Genomic DNA, 15,719 nt, shown 5'->3' on the forward strand with positions numbered 1-15,719 from the left:
CGCCCGTCGAATACGAAGCCAATTACTACACCGAACTCACGAAACCCCAGGTCATCACCACAATCTGAGATCTCTACCGAACCCGGGGCGGTTCATATCGCGCAGTGCAACGCACTGGCGAGGAGGAAGAATCCGCCGCCTGGGCCGTCGGGATACCGCCAAGCAGGGCCTTTGGCCCGCCGATTGGCCTCCATGAAGATCAACGCACGGTTCGCGGCCGCACCCACCGCTCCCCACACCGCGTACTCCCACATGGGGGGACCATAGGGGCAACACAGCACAGCGCACTACAACTCGCGTCGACTACTCCGAAGCCTCTGCCCGGACGCTCTCTTCAGAAGAGCTGCACCCATCGCGGCTCGCCTGTCCTCGAGTCCTGGTTGGTGAGGTTATCGACGCTGGACAGAGCGCCGACGTGTCGGTGAAAGGCCTTCGCATGCGCGTGTGGGGCCGGCGATTAGGTCCAGTACATCGATGGCGAAGTGGGCGGCCACGCGGTCGCAGTCGTCAAGGGGCCATGCCGCGGTGCCGGACTGGCGGCGGCTGACCTGGGCCTGGCTGACTCCCCACGCCGTCGCGAGATCGGCCTGCGTCTCCCCAGCAAGTTGCATGAGCGCGGTAACCGCGCCCCTCACGCGTTCCCCCGACGGCAACACCATGGTGTTCAATTTACCGCTGTCCGTCGCCGATACGCCTGCACGGCAGTGCGCCTGGGATGGTGGCTGGTGTGGTGTGGCGGGCGGGTCAGTGCGGGCGCCAGGTACGGATTTCGAGGTGGATGATGTGGGCGTCCGGGTGGATGCGTCCGGTCTCGACGAGCCACTGGTGTACGGCTGCGGTGACGTCGCCGCTGGCGGCGTTGACGCGGCGGGCGAAGTCTGCGGCGTCGAAGCCGCCGGTCTGGGCGGAACCGTAGGAGCGCTCTTCGGTGTGATCGGCGCGCTGAGTGACTTCCCGTCGGATGCCCGGTGAGTCGGTGCGGCTGCCCGAGGGGTGCACGTAGGCGGTTTTGGCGAGGCGGACGGTGAAGGCCAGGCGCAGTCCCAGGCGGGCCGCTTCGGCGATCAGGGGGCGCAGGCGGGCGGATCCGGAGGCGATGGCCTGGGCCGCGACGCGGCCGGTGCCGGAACCGGTAGGAGTGATCAGTACGGCTTTGCCGCGGACGCGGGCGCGGGCGCCGGAGGCGGTGGTGCGGCGGTGGGTGTGGCGGGCGGCGATGGCGGCGAGTTCGGGCAGGTCGGTGATGCCGCCGGTCTCGACGGCGGCCAGGACCTGCTGGAGGGCGGGGACGAAGGCGGCGCCTTTGTTCTTGGTGTAGAACTGCGAGACCAGGGAGGGGTCGCGGTTGATGATGCGGGCGACGTCCCGTTTGGTGAAGCCGGCCTGCTGGAGCTGGTCGGCGAGAGTGGCGGCTTCGTTCAACTGCCGTGTATTCGTGGGCTGGTTGCGGTGGCGGGGTGGCATCAGGCCTCCTGGCCGGTGGCGGTGAGGGCGGTGCGTCCGGCGTCCCGCAGGGTGAGGAGTTCTTCTTCGGTCGTCGGGGCGGGCAGGGGGCCGGTGAGGTGGCCTTTGAGGAGGTAGTCGCCGGGCTGCTGGTGGTGGGGCCAGGCATGGGCCTGGGTGAGGTAGAGGGCGTCGGTGCGGAAGGCGACGACGGTGCCGGGTGGGGTGTGCAGGGCGCCGGCGTAGGTGTCGTCGTCGCGGTGGCGCTGGGTGAGCAGGGCGGCGCGTGCGGCGGACCAGATCGCGGCGGACCATTCGGGGTGGGCGTTGGGGTCCCGGCTGAAGCCGGTGGGCCGCTGCCAGGTGATCTGCTCGTCGTCGAATCCGATGATCTCGGCGTCTGCGGGGACGTCACGCTCCAGGGCGCGGGGGGTGGTGCCGGTGACCATGCGGGGGCGCTGGGCGAAGGAGCCGATGCCGTACAGGAGGACGGAGCGCACCGCGCGGGAGGCGAGGTGGGCGGCGCGGGCCTGCTGCCGGTCGCCCTGGAAGTGGGCCTGGGCGCAGAGGTTGGTCCAGGTCTCTTTGAGTCTCCTGGCCCAGTCGTCCAGGGGTTTGCCGTCCTCCCACAGGATGCCGTCGAGGATCTCGACCTTCCATGGGTGGATGGGGTTGGTCAGGGCGGTGTGGATTTCGGGGCCGCCGGCCCAGGTGGTGAAGGTGGTGCCGGGGGTGGCCGGGTAGTGCCAGGCGCGGTCGCCGGGGGCAGGGGCGGGCAGGAGCCCGACATGGTTCCAGGTGTCGGGGACGGTGACGCGGACGTGCCAGTGCCCGCACCCGTACAGGACGCGCATCTGTTCCTTCTCGCTCCAGGCGGCGAAAGTGCGGGCGGTGACACGGCGGGGGGTGCCGACGGGGGACTTCCAGGTGTGCTTGGCGTAGGCGAAGGTACGGTCGAATTCGACAAGCCGGGGCAGCAGCCCGGGGACCCGGGGCGGGATGATGAGCTCGTTGCGGCCCTGGCCCGCGGTGGCATGGAGCAGGCCGCGCAGCTCCTCGGAGAGCACGGGGAAGCCGTCGACGTGCTGGCCGCGGGTGGGAATGGTGCGGGTCCACAGGTCACGGCCGGTCTGGGAGGGGGATCCCATGAGGACCGCGTCGTCCCAGTGGCGGCGCAGAGCCTGCCACAGCAGCACGAACGCATCGCGGACCGTTGCCGGGTCGTCGCCGTCGAGGTCGAACCACTCCCCCACCGACCGGATCTCCACATGCTGTTCGCCGTCCTGGCGCTGGTAGCGGCCGACGGGGTTGCGGGCGTGGACGAAATGGCCGGCCATACGGTCACGGCCGCGGCCGGTGTCGGTACGCCAGCCCTGTGCGGGCGCGTTCAGCCAGGCGGCGACCGCGTCGCGCAGATAGGGGTAGCGGCCGGCGTCACGGTGCCAGGGATCCCCGGCGGTGATGTAGATCCGTTCCACGCCTTCGGGGATCGTGTGGAAGACGGCGGTGAGGATCTCTGCGGCGGAGGCGGCGCCGAGGTCGAGGTGGTGGGTCTGGTTGCGGTGGACCAGGATGCCGGTGGCGGTGTCGAGGAAGACGGTGGAGCGGGCCTGCTGGGTGAAGTTCGGCCGGGTGGAGGCGAGTCCGCTGGTGTGGGCGAACCAGGCGTCGCCTGCGGCGCCTTCGGGCAGGGCAGGAAGGCTGGGTGCCGTGGGGGAAGCAGCCGGGACCGCGGTGGGTGCGGGGGCCGGCGCCGTCGCAGCATCAGGGGAAGGCGAGTGGGCCGTGGCGGCCGCGCAGGAGGCAGGTTCGGGCTGCCGGGGCCGTTGCGCGGTCGGGCCGGAGGCCGAGGCCTGGGACGGCTCGCCGGCCGGGGGCTGCGGTGCGGGGGGCGTGGCCAGCGGGTCGGGGGTCAGGGCCGGGGCCAGGGAGACGACGTCGGCCACGCTCAGTCCGGAGGCCGGGGCGATCCGCTCCGCCTTCGCCTTCTCGTAGGAGCCCAGCCGGACGACCCGCTTGTCCCGGTCGGCCTCCAGTCTCGCCAGTTCCGCCCGGGCCTTCTTGATCGCATCCCGCACGGTCCGCAGCTCGGCGAGCGCGGCGCTGTAGCTCTGGGCGTCCATCGGGGCTTCCTTGTCCGGGCGGCTTCAGCCGGTGGTGTGGGTGGTGACGTAGGCGATGGCTCCACCGGACTGAGAGGCCAGCCGGGTACCCAGGAGGAGTTCGGCGAGGCGGCGATCGTCGTCACGGTCGGAGGTGATCGCGGTGTGCGGGGTGGCGAGGTCAGTGACATATCCGGCCAGGCGGGCATCAGGGAAGGCGTGGCGGCCCTCGCTGTTCTTCTCCCACCGCGCGAGTCCGGTGAGGACGGCGACTACGTAGCCGGACAAGGTGACCGGGAGGACTCCCCCTGCCGCGATGCTTGCTGCGTCGCACCGCCACCAGCCACGCAACGCCTTGAGCAGATCCTCGGGTGGAAGGGTAGCCGCGAAGCCGAGCCAGGAACGCTCCACTTCCTGCGCCGGCCGGGCCGTGTCGACGCGCAGTACTCCGATTTCCCTGGCCTGCAGCCGACCGATCGGTGCCTGCTGGCGTACCCGCAGGGCCTGGACGACTTCGAGCGGGACCATGACACGTACACCGCGGCGAGACAGGCCTGGGAGCAGTCCGGCGGAGATGAGGCGACGGAACGTGGTGATCGCGCATCCGAGTTCTTCTGCGGCCTGTCCGGTCGTCAGGAGCACTCCCCCACCTCCATCCACACTCTGATATCTGATTTAGCATGTAAGTTATCGGGGAAGTGAAAGAGCGTCAAATTCGGGGCAGTTCGTGAACGGCGAGCCTGCCACCCGCAGCAGGAGAGGACCCTCGCCGCCCGGCCGGGCGAACCCGGATCCCGGATCCCGGCTCCACGACGGGCGGCGAAGCCGTCGCTACAAACCCCGGAGGTGACAACGCCGCAACCGCCTGAGGGGGCTGGCCCTCGTCGGTCACGCCCACGACGTGCCTGTCGCACTCCCACGCCTACCGGCCACCCGACCGCCCCTGTGCCCGCAGCCCGGAGCACCTCACCGGGACCAGCGCTTCTGCCGCTGCGGGCCTCCCGCCTCGTCTCATAGGCTCAGTGCAACGTGATGGCATCGTGTGTCCGCGGAGGAGCAGACTGATGACCCGCTACTGCGTCGTATCCGGCCGGCGAGAGCTGATGGCCACCTGGGGAACCGGTGAAGGGGATCTCGCCGACGCCATCGCCGTGTTGCCTGCCGGAGTCGACATCTCCAGTCTCCTGGACCTGGCTCGGGCTCTGACGCAGTTCTCCGATGCCGCATGGCGTACCTACACCCATCCGGCCAGCGCAGCCGGCTCTGTGGAGCCCAACAGTGAGGGCTGGCGCCGCGAGGAGGAGCGCAAGCGCTTCGGCGAGGTCGCCGAAGCGATCACCCGCCCGAACCTGCCCAGTGGCGGCGCAATGATCGTTGCCTACAGCAGCCTGCTCGAGTCCGCTCACCGCGTCGGACGCGCCCTGCACCACCTCGACGATCCTCAGCTCGTGAAGACTATTGCCGCAGAAGCCGGCGCCGAACTGGCCGCCGTGGAAAGCGCCGAGCTCGGTGACCTCAGCGGACGCGCCCAACAGGCGGTGCTCCTCAGCCGTGAGGACGCCTCCCCCGTCCAAGTCGCTGCCGCCGACCGGCTCCTGCAGCAGGACCCCTTCGGCCCCGCCGAGCTCTTCGTCGGGATCGACCCGACCGCGGCCGCCGTCGCGGCGGCCCACTGGCTCGCCGCAGCCGCTGACGTGGCCGCCGAGGCGTCCGGGGTCTCTCCCGTCCAGGTGGTTCTCGAGGCCGACAACATCGAGGCCCTCCCCCACGAGACGCCCACCCTGGTCCTTGGCCTCATCGACGACGGCGTCTCCCCTCACGACGCCGTCACCAGTCTCGTCGGCCACGCCATGCACGTCGCTGACGGCCTGCTCCCCGATCCCACCGCCCTGCGCGATCAGCTCGAGGACCTTGAAGACGAACTCGCCGAGCTCGCAGGCGAGGACGAACCCGACCTCGCCCGTGTCGCCCTGCGTCTGACCCCTCTCGACCCCCAGCGTCCTGCCCGTGACCTCCTGGAAGACCTCCTGACGGGCATCCACGCATGCTGGCTCCTGCACAGCGAGTACGACGACCTCGACAACGGGGAACCGGACACCGGCGACATCGAGGAATGGGACGACGCGCAGGCCGCGCAGCAACAGCAGCGCAGTCTCGAACGCTTCGCCCAACTCGTCCGCGAGACGGCCGCCCGCCACCACGACCGGCTCATCTGACATTGCCCGCCGACGCGGCGGTGTCGGCCGCAAGTTCAGCGCGCAGCAAGGCGTCTTCCCGGTGCACGGACCTCCTGGGGCGGCAGCCCCAGCGCACTGCGGACACGGCCAGCCCGCCCTCGTTCTCTGCCCATTCGTCACAGGTGCGTGGGCCGGCGCGGCCGACGGCATCTGCCCAGGCAGGAACCTCCCGGGCAACCTGGTGCTTCGCGTGGTTCAAGAGCCGAGGACTACGGGGCGCGGGTCGGCAAGGGCATCCGCCTGGGTCGGCTGCCCAAGATCCCCGTGTCTCTGGACGCTGAGGCCTGGCGTGATGGGTGCTCTGACAGGGCCGGCACCACGGCGCGGGCCATTCAGCTTCTGTCAGTGCCTGCTGCTACACCCTCTGATGACGCCAAAAGGCCGCGCCGGTTCTTTGGCGAGTGGCGGGAGAGGGAACGGTGGCAGAGACGGGGAACAGCACGGTGCGAACATGCGCGGTGTGCGGCGTGGACATCAGCCGCCGGCACGGACTGGCGAAATACTGCTCGGACGGCTGTGTCCTGGAGGCCCGCCGACCGACCAAGCTGGTCTGCCAGCACTGCGGCGCCCAGTTCTCTCGTCCGGATCGGGTGGGGGCTCCGCCCCGCTTCTGCTGTGAGGAGCACCGAATCGCAGCCAAAACCCTCACTGCCGCGGCCTACTACTCGGCGCAGCGCGAGAGGCTGCGTGTGCTCCGCGGTACCAGGCGGTGCCTGGAGTGCGGAGCTGACCTCGCGGATCGCCAGGCCAACGCCCGCTATTGCAGCCGAGAATGCAGCTACGCGTCCCAGGGCCATGTGCCTCGCCAGCCGGCCATGCCGCACGAGGAGAAGCTGCGTAGGCGCCGGGCGCGCCGGGCAGCCCTCACACCTGTCTCGACGACGTTGTGGTGCGACGACTGCGGGGGCTCTTTCGACGTCCCCGGCACCAAGCCGGGACGTAAACCGACGCGCTGCCCGGCTTGCCGCACGCACCAAAGACGCGTGGGAGCGGAGACCTGCAAGGGCTGTGAGCAGCCCATTTCGCCGCGCAGGGGTGTCCTGGCTCTCTATTGCTCGGCCGAGTGCCAAGCCGAGACGAACAACCGGGCGCAGGCGGAACGCCGTAAGGCCGAACGCGTCGCGGGTAAAGAGGGACGGGAGTGTGCTGTCTGCGGCGCGGGACTCGAAGCCGGCGCTCACGGTCTGCGCAAGTACTGCAGTCACGACTGCTGGTATCGCGCCAACTACATACCGGTTTCGCGCGTCCGGGTCTGCGCCTGGTGCGGCGGTGATCTGTCGCACCGTTCGGCCACGGCCAAGTACTGCGGACAGGACTGCCGTCTGAAGGATGCGTACCGACGCAACGTCGGGACTGCCTTGCGTTCCCGTCCGTGCGCGCAGTGCGGTGTGCGCATGCCGCCGAGTACTGCGCACCGTGTGTACTGCTCGAACCGGTGCTCCCGGCGCGCGTACTTCGAAGCCGACCCGGAGAGGGTCCGGGCTGCGAAGCGGCGAGGCAATCATCAGCGGCGGGCGATGCTGGCCACCGTCCCGCGGTACGTCGTGACGGTACGTGATGTGGCGCGGCTGTGGGACCGGTATGGGCGGACGTGTGCGTACTGTGGCGAGTCCTCGGCGTCACTGCACCAGGAGCACATCGTGCCGATCTCCCGCGGCGGGACGGACGGGATCGGGAATCTGGTACCGGCCTGCCCTGACTGCAACTTGGCGAAAGGAGACCGGACGATCATGGAGTGGAGGCTTGGGAAGAAGGCACCTCGGTACCGCAAGCCGTCCGCTGCCGGCCGATGATCCTCGCTCCGTTCCGACATCCCCGTCGAGGGGCTCATGGCGGCGCGATCTTGCTCTCAACCCCGCCATGCTCACTGGCAGTTGGACAGCTCGTGGGGCGGTAGCCGTCGGTGCGGCCCCTTGTCGGCCGTCCGGTGAGGGGTCACGGGCTGCCGGGCGTGTGCGCGACCAACTGGGCCAGTACCGTGCACACTTGCTGAGCCTGTTCGGTGCCGATCTTGTCGAGGAGTTTGCGCGCGATGGCCTCCGGGTCCGTCAGCGGGATGGTGGTCTGCGGCTTGCGCCAGCCGGCCTCCACGGCAGCGGCATACGCCTTCGTTCGTCCGGAGACGACCTCCTCCAGAAGATCTGGGCGGTCTCTGGCGAGCTTGCGCATGATGTTCTCGACGTTGTTGCCGTAATAGTGCCGCCTGGACGGTGGGGTCTCGGCGCCAGTCTCAGGAATCTCCTCAGACGATGGGTCGGGGAAATCCCGTACATCGTCCGGCGGGTTCCGCCTGGGATCGGGCCTCCTTACGCGCGGAGCCTGCTCCGGGAGTGGCCGAGACGCCGATACAGCCGCCTGCGACAAGTCCCACCATCCGGCAGTCGGCCCGTTCGATCTCAAACTGGGTATGGAGGGAAGTCAATTAGGACTATTCCGTCCTCCATGCGACCTCTGTGGCCCATCTGCTGAAGGCGTGCAGGAACCGCTCCTGGGCTCCCTTCAGCGTGGCGGCATCGCCGTCACAGAATCCTTCCGCCAGCAGCGGGTGCAGATCGGAGGAGCGGGCAAGCTGGCGTCTCAGCCAGGCGTCCGCGAGCGGCCGATAGGCGTCCATCCCGCCCGTCCGGCGCATATAGGGAGCTCCGTCCAGGCTGCGGCCTGCGCTGTACACGGCGATGAGCCGGAGGAGTTCGAAGCGTTCCCAGGCGTCCGTGTAGGCGGCCGGGCTGAGGGCCAGGTGTTCGGTGAAGACAGGGCGGAGCTGCTGGTAGAGGCGCTCGGAGGCGTTTCGTTCGGCGAGGACGGCACTAGGTCCGAGAAGGACAGCGACCGGGACGGCGGAGCGGTCGTCCGTGTAGGGATCTGACGCATGGGGTTCGGTGAGGATGCGGGCCAGAGTGCGCCACCGCTCCGCAGCGAGGGCGCCCACGCCTGCGGCGTAGGTGACCATGGTGGCGGGAGCGCGGACGAGGCGGAGCAGGGAGGTCAGGCCTCCGTCGCGGCTGGGTTCCGCGAGCTGTTCGATGTCGTTGATCCACCAGCGGTCGGTCTCGTCACTGCCCCAGTAGGCGCAGGTGGCCACCAGAGCGAGCAGGCGTTCGGTCTCGGCCCGGAGCGTGTTGAGCCGGCGGGTGTATTCGCCGGGCTCGTCGGCCACCTGCCAGGGGCCTCGGCGCGCGGGGAGGTCGGCGATGCGGGTGACCTCTCTGCGAAGGCTGTCATGCAGAAAGATGACCTGTCCGGTTCCGGCCAGGGCTCGCTTGGCAGACGCTACGGCGACGGCGATGCTGACCGGATGTTCGCGCGCGAGGTCGGTGAGGGCGTCGGTGGCATCGGCGGCCTGCACGAAGAAGGTGTCGGCGTCGGTGGGCACGTAGGTGGCGGATCTGCGGGTCAGCAGGTCCTGGGCCTCTATGGGCAACGGGCGGGGGTCCGCCCAAAAGGTGGCGAAGCGGCGTGTGGTGCACCGGGACAGTGCGTTGCGTAGGGCGGGGTCGTAGGTGGCGGACCAGCCAGTGATGACCAGGCCGTATTCGTCGAAGATGCGGTCCAGCAGGGCGTCCACCTCAGGGGCGTAATGCTCGAGCTCGTCGGGGGTGTTGAGCATGCTGGTGGGGTTGAGGTAGTCGCCGTGCACATGGACGACCAGGCATGTGATGGTGTGGAGCGGGGCCAGGCCGGTGAAGTCGTCGGGGTGGGCCACCACGGTTGGTTCGACGCCAGCCTCGCGCAGGGCGGTCTCGACGAGCCGGTCGAAGTTCGTGGTCAGCACGATACGGACGATGCCGGAGGCAGCGAGCCGGGCGATGGCCTGGTGGGCGGCCGTGGGCCGTTTGGCTCCTTCTTCCCGTTCCTGCTCGTCGGGTTCGAAGTAGGAGCGCAGCAGCATCTGACGTTCGTAGGGGCTGCTGGTGAGGGCGGCCAGGAGCGTGTCGTAGGTGGCGGGCTGGCCGAATCGTGTGCGGTACCAGGTGTGCGGGTCGCCGATCTCCTCAGCCTTCTCGGCGGTGGCGACACGGCGGATGAGGTCCTGCTGGACGTCCCATGCGGACGGCATCCCGGAGGAAATGGAAGCGCCTGCGCCGAGGAGCACGGCGTAGGCGCCAGGTGCGGCACGCATGGCCAACGCGAGTTGGACGTGCGGTTCCATTGCATTCATCGACAGCCTCCGGGATGCCGGCACGGAAAGATGCCAGTTACCGGTCGGCCTGGCCCACCCACCACTTTACGTCAGGAAGACGAGAAGTGTGTACGGGTGCCCCTCCCCCGTCGCGGATTACTACGGCATCAGCGGTACTCACGCAGCCGAGTGAGGAACGGCCTGACGACCGCGTCGAGATCGCCGTCAACGCTGGTCTCTTCGACGAGGATGCGTTCGATGTGGACGATTCCGCTGTTGCGCCAGTGCCGGTCGCGAGTGGCGTCCGCAGCGAAGCGCTTGTGGTGATGCGGACCGTCGACTTCGATGATCCCCACCTTTCCGGAGAGGGTGACGAGGAAGTCCGGCGTCCAGGCGTTGCCCACGCCGACGCGTCCCATGGGCAGCGGGAAGATGGAGATGGTGGAGTCCTCGGGCAGCGCCGCCTGCGCCCTCTTCAACGCCTCGTAGACAAGTACTTCTTCGCGGGAGTCGAAGACGAAGCCCTCTCTGCTTAAGCCAGGGGCCACTCCTTTGACGCGGGTCCTCGACGCCTGGTTGGACGCCCCCTTGGCCAAGCGCTCCTGCAGTATCCGCCGCCAGTCGTCACCGACGTCAGGCAGTACCGGCGCGGCAGTGACGGCGCCGATCTCCAGGCCATGGCGTCCGGCCACATGCCCGAACACCGGCTGGATGGCTGCGATGACGTTCTCGGTGAACCGGGCGACGAGGTAGGCCGGTGCAATGAGTACGGCTTCCTGCCAGTCGCCGAACCGGTTGCCGGGGACCAGCTCCACGTCTTCGACGTCGGCCAGCAGGGCGGCGGCCTGACTGTTGCCTTGTTCATGCATGAGGAACGCGGTCTGGGCCAGAACAAGCTGCAGGGCGGGCGCCGGTGATTCGGTCGTACCGCTTGAGGCATCGGAGGTGGTCACGGCGACGGACACTCTTACCGCGGCAGTGGGGCTCTGCGGGGCGGAACCCGTCAGATTGAACGGTGCCCTGCCCTCCACTGCCAGTTCGACGGCGGGCCGGATACCAAGGACCTCGGCAAGGACTTCCTCGAGTACGGCGCCAGAGCCCGAGTCGACGAGGCTGTCGCATGCGTTCTGGCTCGTCAAGGCAAGTATCAGCGTGGCGCCGTCGTACGAGAGCACGCTCGCGTTCTGTGACAGCAGGATCCACGGGAACCGCCGCCGGCACTTGATCGCTTCCAGCACTCGCGGCCAGAGCGTGCGCATGTCCGTCGTCTTGTCCGTCATCCCGCCTCCCGTGTAGAGCTCCGACCCAGCAGCGTAAAGGCAGGCACTGACAGCCGTCGGCGGATCTTCCTCCTCTGCGCATGCGGGGCTCCATCCGCCTTGTTCGGCAATGGCGACCTGGCATCCTTCGCGGGATGCGGTGATGCCTACCGCGGGTGGGCCACCGGCCGCCGGCGTCGCCTTCGTGAGGTCCTCGGCGATGTGGCCCGGTGTACGGGCCGAGCATGCCGTGTGGAGCGGTTCTCCCCGCCCGACCCCGACGATCAGACCGCGCAGCGGAAGCAGACCATCATCCTGGCGAAGGCCTCAACAAGGAGCGGGGCGGTCTGCGAGGAGATGCCCACCACCGGAACCACGTCGGAAGAGGTCGCGGAACGTCGGGACCACGCGCGGGACGGTCGGTCGGGCAGCGCCTGTGCGGGTGCAGGTCTGCACGATGAAGCTCGCGGCGGCCGGCCTCATCGTGGTTCCCCCGGATCAACCTGACGGTGCCCGGTGAACGCTCTCCCCTCGATCTGCGCCTCCTCGTCCCTCTTCCGGCCAGGGCCTCACGCACCTTCACCGGCCGCCGGCATCGCCGTGCTGGCCAGGATCGGAGTCGTGACGCTCCCCTGGATGCTGCTGAGGGCCGGGGGCGGCCCTCCTTCTGACGTACGTGCGCATGAGAGCGAAGGCGGTACTACGCCCCCTGGCGCCCCGACCCGCTCCCTGTCCATGGCCTGCTCCACGGTGCGTACGCACGTGAAGGCGTCGCCCGCTCTCGACAGGGTCTTTATCTCTACCCGGAGGCCGGAGACTTCGCGCTGATCGGAACGGAGTCTGCAACTGCTCGTACACACGTGCTTTCGCACTGGACCAGTACGGATCCGGGATGCAACTTGTCATACAAACGGGTGAAGTTGGAGCCGGTGCACCCTGCGCGGTTCACACGGATCACCTTTTTTCCATGTGAGATGCATGACGTTCCGGACAGGAACCGGTGCGGGGGTTCGTACGTTCCGCCGGACAAGTCCCCAGCTAGGAGTCCTTTCCTGACTTGCCGTTGGTTCCCAGTGCGCCCCTCGCGCCCCCTCCCTCGGGACCCGGACCCGTATCAGATGCCCACCGCGCAGACCCCGGTGGCCCCCCGCGGCCCCCCGGGGACAGGTATGGTGCCGTTCATCGATCGCCCCTGGGGTTCACGGAACTGCTCGTGCCCTCGCGCGAGGACCACGAAGGATGTGGCCTCCACACCACGGGGTCCGCGAAATCCGCGGCCCTTACGGAGAGGGGCGTGAGATCCCTTGGCACACACGCGCAGGAGCAAGAAGCGCAAGAGCAAGAAGCCCGGGGAGCACTGCCGTTGCTGCGGCAAGCGGGACCGGTTCTACCGGACCGTCCGCTGGCTGGGGCCGATCCACGCGGCGTACGAAGCCGTCAAGGATCACTGGCCCTGGTAACGCGGGAGCCCCGACCTAACGGTCGGGGCCCGCGCTGCACACGGTGATGCGGAAGAGGTCTCGCCCAGCTGCTGGCCGGCGGAGGGGCGGGACCTCTCTTCTTTTCCGAATGCCATTACCACCGGGTACGCAAGCACTACAGCACAAAATGTGACGTGGGTCACACCCACGCCCGGCGATGCCCCCATCTTGCCTTGATAAGCAGTGCTCACGCGACACGTAGTCACATGTTGATCTGCGCGGTTCGGGCCTCGAATTCCGATAACTGCGCAGGTTGAGCGGCCTTTTCCTGCCCTCGTGTGACGCACATCACGGCACGATCGAGTGAGGGACAGCACAGGCGAACAGTCCAATATTGACCGATTTGCCGCAGGTTCGCGTGGCGAAAATCTACGGAACTGACAGCTCCGGATTTAGGCGGAGGTACTTTACCTCCCGCCGCCGACAACGAGACGTCCGGCAAACTCGGCGGGCCTGTCCGGTCCCGGAGAGTAGCTCTCACGGCACCGGCAGCAGCCCGGAGTACTCCGCGGGCCGCCCTTCATCCGCAGGGGGGCGCCCACAGACCGCAGAACATCCGTCAGGCTGCGGAGTTCGGCGGGTTGACCGTCTTCCCAACAGCGTCGACGCCGAGGTCCTGAAGGCTGGCCACGGCCGCCGAAGACCGATGCGCGCCCCGGTCAGGCCGGCGGCGGCTTCCAGTTCCTCATCCAAGACCGCCGCTGGATCCGGGGCGCGGATGACACCCGTGGACGGGGAACGGGAGACTGGCGGTGCCCGGCCGTCCAAGGTGGGGCTGTGCACGCGGTTGGTAGAGGTGGCCGACAAACTGCTGCGGTTCGACGAGGCGCGCGGCCGGAACAATGGGGCGGCGCAGGCGGTCCGCCGAATCCCCTTCGTCTGCGCGGCATTGTCAGTGGTCGCCGCAAGAATGAAGGCGCCCACAAGTAGTGGGAGGGGCCGGCGTTGCGGGGAATCGTGTTGCGCACGCCGCAGCCCAGCGGCTGGCACCGTGCGTGTGCTGGTGGTGCCGCCGTACCTGCCCCGTTCGTTCCGGAGGTTCAGCATCATGGCCAGCACGTCTGTCACCGCGTTCCGCTCCCATCGGGCGCCCGCACCGCCCGGCGATGACGAAGGTTCGGGCGAAGTGCCGGTGCAGACAGATGACTTCACTCATCGTGCGGCGGTGCTGGTCCATGTGCCGACTGGTGCGGAGGAATCCGTCGCCCGTGAGCAGTGGGCGCGCCATGGCCTGTTGTTCTCCCGCTTGGAGGCGGCCGGGCAGGATGCCGCGATGGCGCTGTACCGGGTGGAGGTACGCCTGCTGGGAAGTCGCCTCGGAGCCTTGGCCGAGGCGGAACGGCGGGTCATGGCGGCCCTCTCCGGGCGGCTGACAGCGCGGATTGGTGACGCGACGCTGCTGGAGCCTGCGGATTCTTCGGCGGTGGTCAGTACCTGGCACGTGCATCGCAAGACCGACTGGGGGTCAGGCTGGTGGCCGAGCCGGGCGGCGCGGTTGTGGGTGCAGGTGGGGGCGGCGGATGTGCACCGCCGGGTGCGTCTGGACGGTCCGGGCACGCGGCAGGAGGCGCTGGCAGCACTGGAGCGCAGGCCGGATCTGGGCGGGGTGCTCTTCGACGAAACCCTCCATGATGTGCGGCCCGGCATCGCGGCCTCACACGACCTGCGTCCGCAGGATCCAGCCCCCTGGTACACCCGGGCCTTTGGGCTTCCGGGCACGGCGGTGGGGGCCGCCACGATGCTGTTCGGCTGGGTCCTGGCGGGGCTGGGCATCGGGTGGCAGATCGCGCTGGCACCGCTGTTGGTAGTGGCGGCGTGGTGGGTGGGCCCGTGGCTGGCGGACAGGCACCGTCATTCCCGGATGATCGTCTGGCTGTGCGGACTGGCCCTGGTCGGCGGCGCGGGGCTGTGTGGGTTCGCGGTCCGGGTATTCTCAGCGGTGCTGGACGGTGGCGGCTTGGGGCCGGTAGTGGTCGTCCTGTGCGGGCTGCCGGTGCTGCGCGGCTGTGCATACGCGCTGCGCCAGAGCTGGATCTCCCGCAATGCCGCCGCCCTGTTGCCGATCGCCGTTCTGCCCCTGGCGTGGGTGCTGCCCTGGATGGGCCGGCTGGCCCAAGGCCTCTACCTGACCGTGTGCCTGGGTATCCCGCTGTCGGCCGCCAACGTCGATCCGGTGGAGACATATCTCGCCGGGGTGAAGCCGGCCGGCCTGTGCATCGCTGTGGTGCTGTGCGGAGTGGCCGCGCTCGGCTGGTGCCGCCACTTCTACTGGATCACCGGATCAAGAACGTACTACCTCGCTGTCCTCGGCGCTTTCACCGCGGTGATGACGGTGATGGCCATGCTCGTGAGCCTGTTCTCGGCCACCACCGGGGCCAATCGCACCGCCGCGCAGGCCGCGGCCGGACAGGATCCTTCATCGTTCTACGGGATCACTGCCCGACTAGTCTGCGTGAGTCCGCTCGATGCGGCCCACACAGCGGTGCAGCCGGGGCCGTTGCCCACCTCTCACCCGGTCGTCGCGTTCGACGCCACCGGCGACGAGACGTGGCTGTGGGATCCCCGACGGGTCACCAGCTCGGCAGACCTCGCGAAGGGAGCGCTGCGCGTACGCACCGATCAGATCGTCACCCGGCCCGCGGCCCGTGGAACACGCACCTGTCCCCCGCTCTAGAGATCCTTAGCGGTGCGGGCGACGACGGATCGTGACAGCGGTTGTGGTCTGCGCTATGCCGGGAGGATGAGGTATCCCGATGGCGGTGGATTGACGGCCAAGGAGCGGGCTCGGCGTGAGCAGGTCCAGCTCGAAGCCGCTGACCTCATCGAGGCCGGGGGGCCAGCGACCGGGAGGTGGGCCAGCGGTTCCGGGTGACCCGGGTGCCGGAGAACCGCTGGCGGTGGGCGTTGGCTTCGGGCGGTCGGTAGGCCCTGGTCTCCAAGGGGCTCGGCGGGGCCCGCTGCAAGGTCGATGAGGGAGAACTCGGGCCCTGACCCAAGGCCGGGTAGTTAAGGGATTTCCGCTGGTGGCAAGGGGTTTGGCGACCACTGGGTGGCGGTGTAGAGGCCGGGTCCGATCT

General features: G+C 68.8%; 10 protein-coding genes and 1 pseudogene. 5 read left to right on the forward strand and 6 right to left on the reverse strand.

Annotation, left to right across the window (positions count from 1 at the left end):
• Positions 1–744: 744 nt before the first annotated feature.
• The 3 genes from ACZ619_RS45250 to ACZ619_RS45260 are packed head-to-tail and all read right to left on the reverse strand — an operon-like array spanning position 745 to position 4,187.
• Entirely contained in the window at positions 745–1,464 is a 720-nt protein-coding gene (locus ACZ619_RS45250) for a helix-turn-helix domain containing protein (RefSeq protein ID WP_469611832.1), read from the reverse strand.
• Positions 1,464–3,566, reverse strand: a complete 2,103-nt coding sequence (locus tag ACZ619_RS45255) for a coiled-coil domain-containing protein (protein ID WP_469611833.1) — start codon at positions 3,564–3,566, stop codon at positions 1,464–1,466. The genes ACZ619_RS45250 and ACZ619_RS45255 overlap by 1 nt, the downstream gene beginning before the upstream one ends.
• Positions 3,567–3,590: 24 nt before the next feature.
• Positions 3,591–4,187 carry a helix-turn-helix domain-containing protein gene (locus tag ACZ619_RS45260; protein WP_469611834.1) on the reverse strand — a complete coding sequence of 199 codons (597 nt, stop codon included), beginning with the start codon at positions 4,185–4,187 and terminating at the stop codon, positions 3,591–3,593.
• Between the two features lie 422 nt (positions 4,188–4,609).
• Here ACZ619_RS45260 and ACZ619_RS45265 point away from each other — a divergent pair, with 422 nt between their 5' ends.
• Both ACZ619_RS45265 and ACZ619_RS45270 read left to right on the forward strand, forming a co-directional pair.
• Positions 4,610–5,761, forward strand: a complete 1,152-nt coding sequence (locus ACZ619_RS45265; protein WP_469611835.1) for a hypothetical protein — start codon at positions 4,610–4,612, stop codon at positions 5,759–5,761.
• 1,538 nt (positions 5,762–7,299) lie between these two features.
• Positions 7,300–7,575: an HNH endonuclease gene (locus tag ACZ619_RS45270; protein ID WP_469611841.1), complete on the forward strand. Its 276-nt coding sequence runs from the start codon at positions 7,300–7,302 to the stop codon at positions 7,573–7,575.
• Positions 7,576–7,717: 142 nt separating this feature from the next.
• Here ACZ619_RS45270 and ACZ619_RS45275 read toward each other — a convergent pair whose 3' ends face one another.
• The 3 genes from ACZ619_RS45275 to ACZ619_RS45285 form a co-directional block, all read right to left on the reverse strand.
• Positions 7,718–7,951, reverse strand: coding sequence for a hypothetical protein (locus tag ACZ619_RS45275; RefSeq protein ID WP_469611836.1), 234 nt, complete (start codon positions 7,949–7,951; stop codon positions 7,718–7,720).
• Between the two features lie 259 nt (positions 7,952–8,210).
• Positions 8,211–9,839, reverse strand: coding sequence for an SIR2 family protein (locus tag ACZ619_RS45280; RefSeq protein ID WP_469611837.1), 1,629 nt, complete (start codon positions 9,837–9,839; stop codon positions 8,211–8,213).
• A gap of 230 nt (positions 9,840–10,069) precedes the next feature.
• Entirely contained in the window at positions 10,070–11,182 is a 1,113-nt protein-coding gene (locus tag ACZ619_RS45285) for a hypothetical protein (protein ID WP_469611838.1), read from the reverse strand.
• Positions 11,183–12,465: 1,283 nt separating this feature from the next.
• On the opposite strand from ACZ619_RS45285, the gene ACZ619_RS45290 reads away from it, so the two are divergent.
• The 3 genes and pseudogenes from ACZ619_RS45290 to ACZ619_RS45300 form a co-directional block, all read left to right on the forward strand.
• Complete coding sequence (locus ACZ619_RS45290) at positions 12,466–12,621, forward strand: hypothetical protein (protein WP_469611839.1); 156 nt, start codon at positions 12,466–12,468, stop codon at positions 12,619–12,621.
• Positions 12,622–13,690: 1,069 nt separating this feature from the next.
• Positions 13,691–15,316 carry a hypothetical protein gene (locus ACZ619_RS45295; protein ID WP_469611840.1) on the forward strand — a complete coding sequence of 542 codons (1,626 nt, stop codon included), beginning with the start codon at positions 13,691–13,693 and terminating at the stop codon, positions 15,314–15,316.
• A gap of 66 nt (positions 15,317–15,382) precedes the next feature.
• A pseudogene (locus tag ACZ619_RS45300) lies at positions 15,383–15,564 on the forward strand (IS630 family transposase); the annotation flags it as partial.
• Positions 15,565–15,719 lie beyond the last annotated feature (155 nt).

Source organism: Streptomyces sp. NPDC104367 (assembly GCF_055583825.1).

Bases quoted from the DNA above. Each gene is read 5' to 3' on its own strand.
- ACZ619_RS45250 (WP_469611832.1), bottom strand. From the start codon at position 1,464: ATGCCACCCCGCCACCGCAACCAGCCCACGAATACACGGCAGTTGAAC.
- ACZ619_RS45255 (WP_469611833.1), bottom strand. From the start codon at position 3,566: ATGGACGCCCAGAGCTACAGCGCCGCGCTCGCCGAGCTGCGGACCGTG.
- ACZ619_RS45265 (WP_469611835.1), top strand. From the start codon at position 4,610: ATGACCCGCTACTGCGTCGTATCCGGCCGGCGAGAGCTGATGGCCACC.
- ACZ619_RS45270 (WP_469611841.1), top strand. From the start codon at position 7,300: ATGCTGGCCACCGTCCCGCGGTACGTCGTGACGGTACGTGATGTGGCG.
- ACZ619_RS45275 (WP_469611836.1), bottom strand. From the start codon at position 7,951: ATGCGCAAGCTCGCCAGAGACCGCCCAGATCTTCTGGAGGAGGTCGTC.
- ACZ619_RS45280 (WP_469611837.1), bottom strand. From the start codon at position 9,839: ATGCCGTCCGCATGGGACGTCCAGCAGGACCTCATCCGCCGTGTCGCC.
- ACZ619_RS45285 (WP_469611838.1), bottom strand. From the start codon at position 11,182: ATGACGGACAAGACGACGGACATGCGCACGCTCTGGCCGCGAGTGCTG.
- ACZ619_RS45295 (WP_469611840.1), top strand. From the start codon at position 13,691: ATGGCCAGCACGTCTGTCACCGCGTTCCGCTCCCATCGGGCGCCCGCA.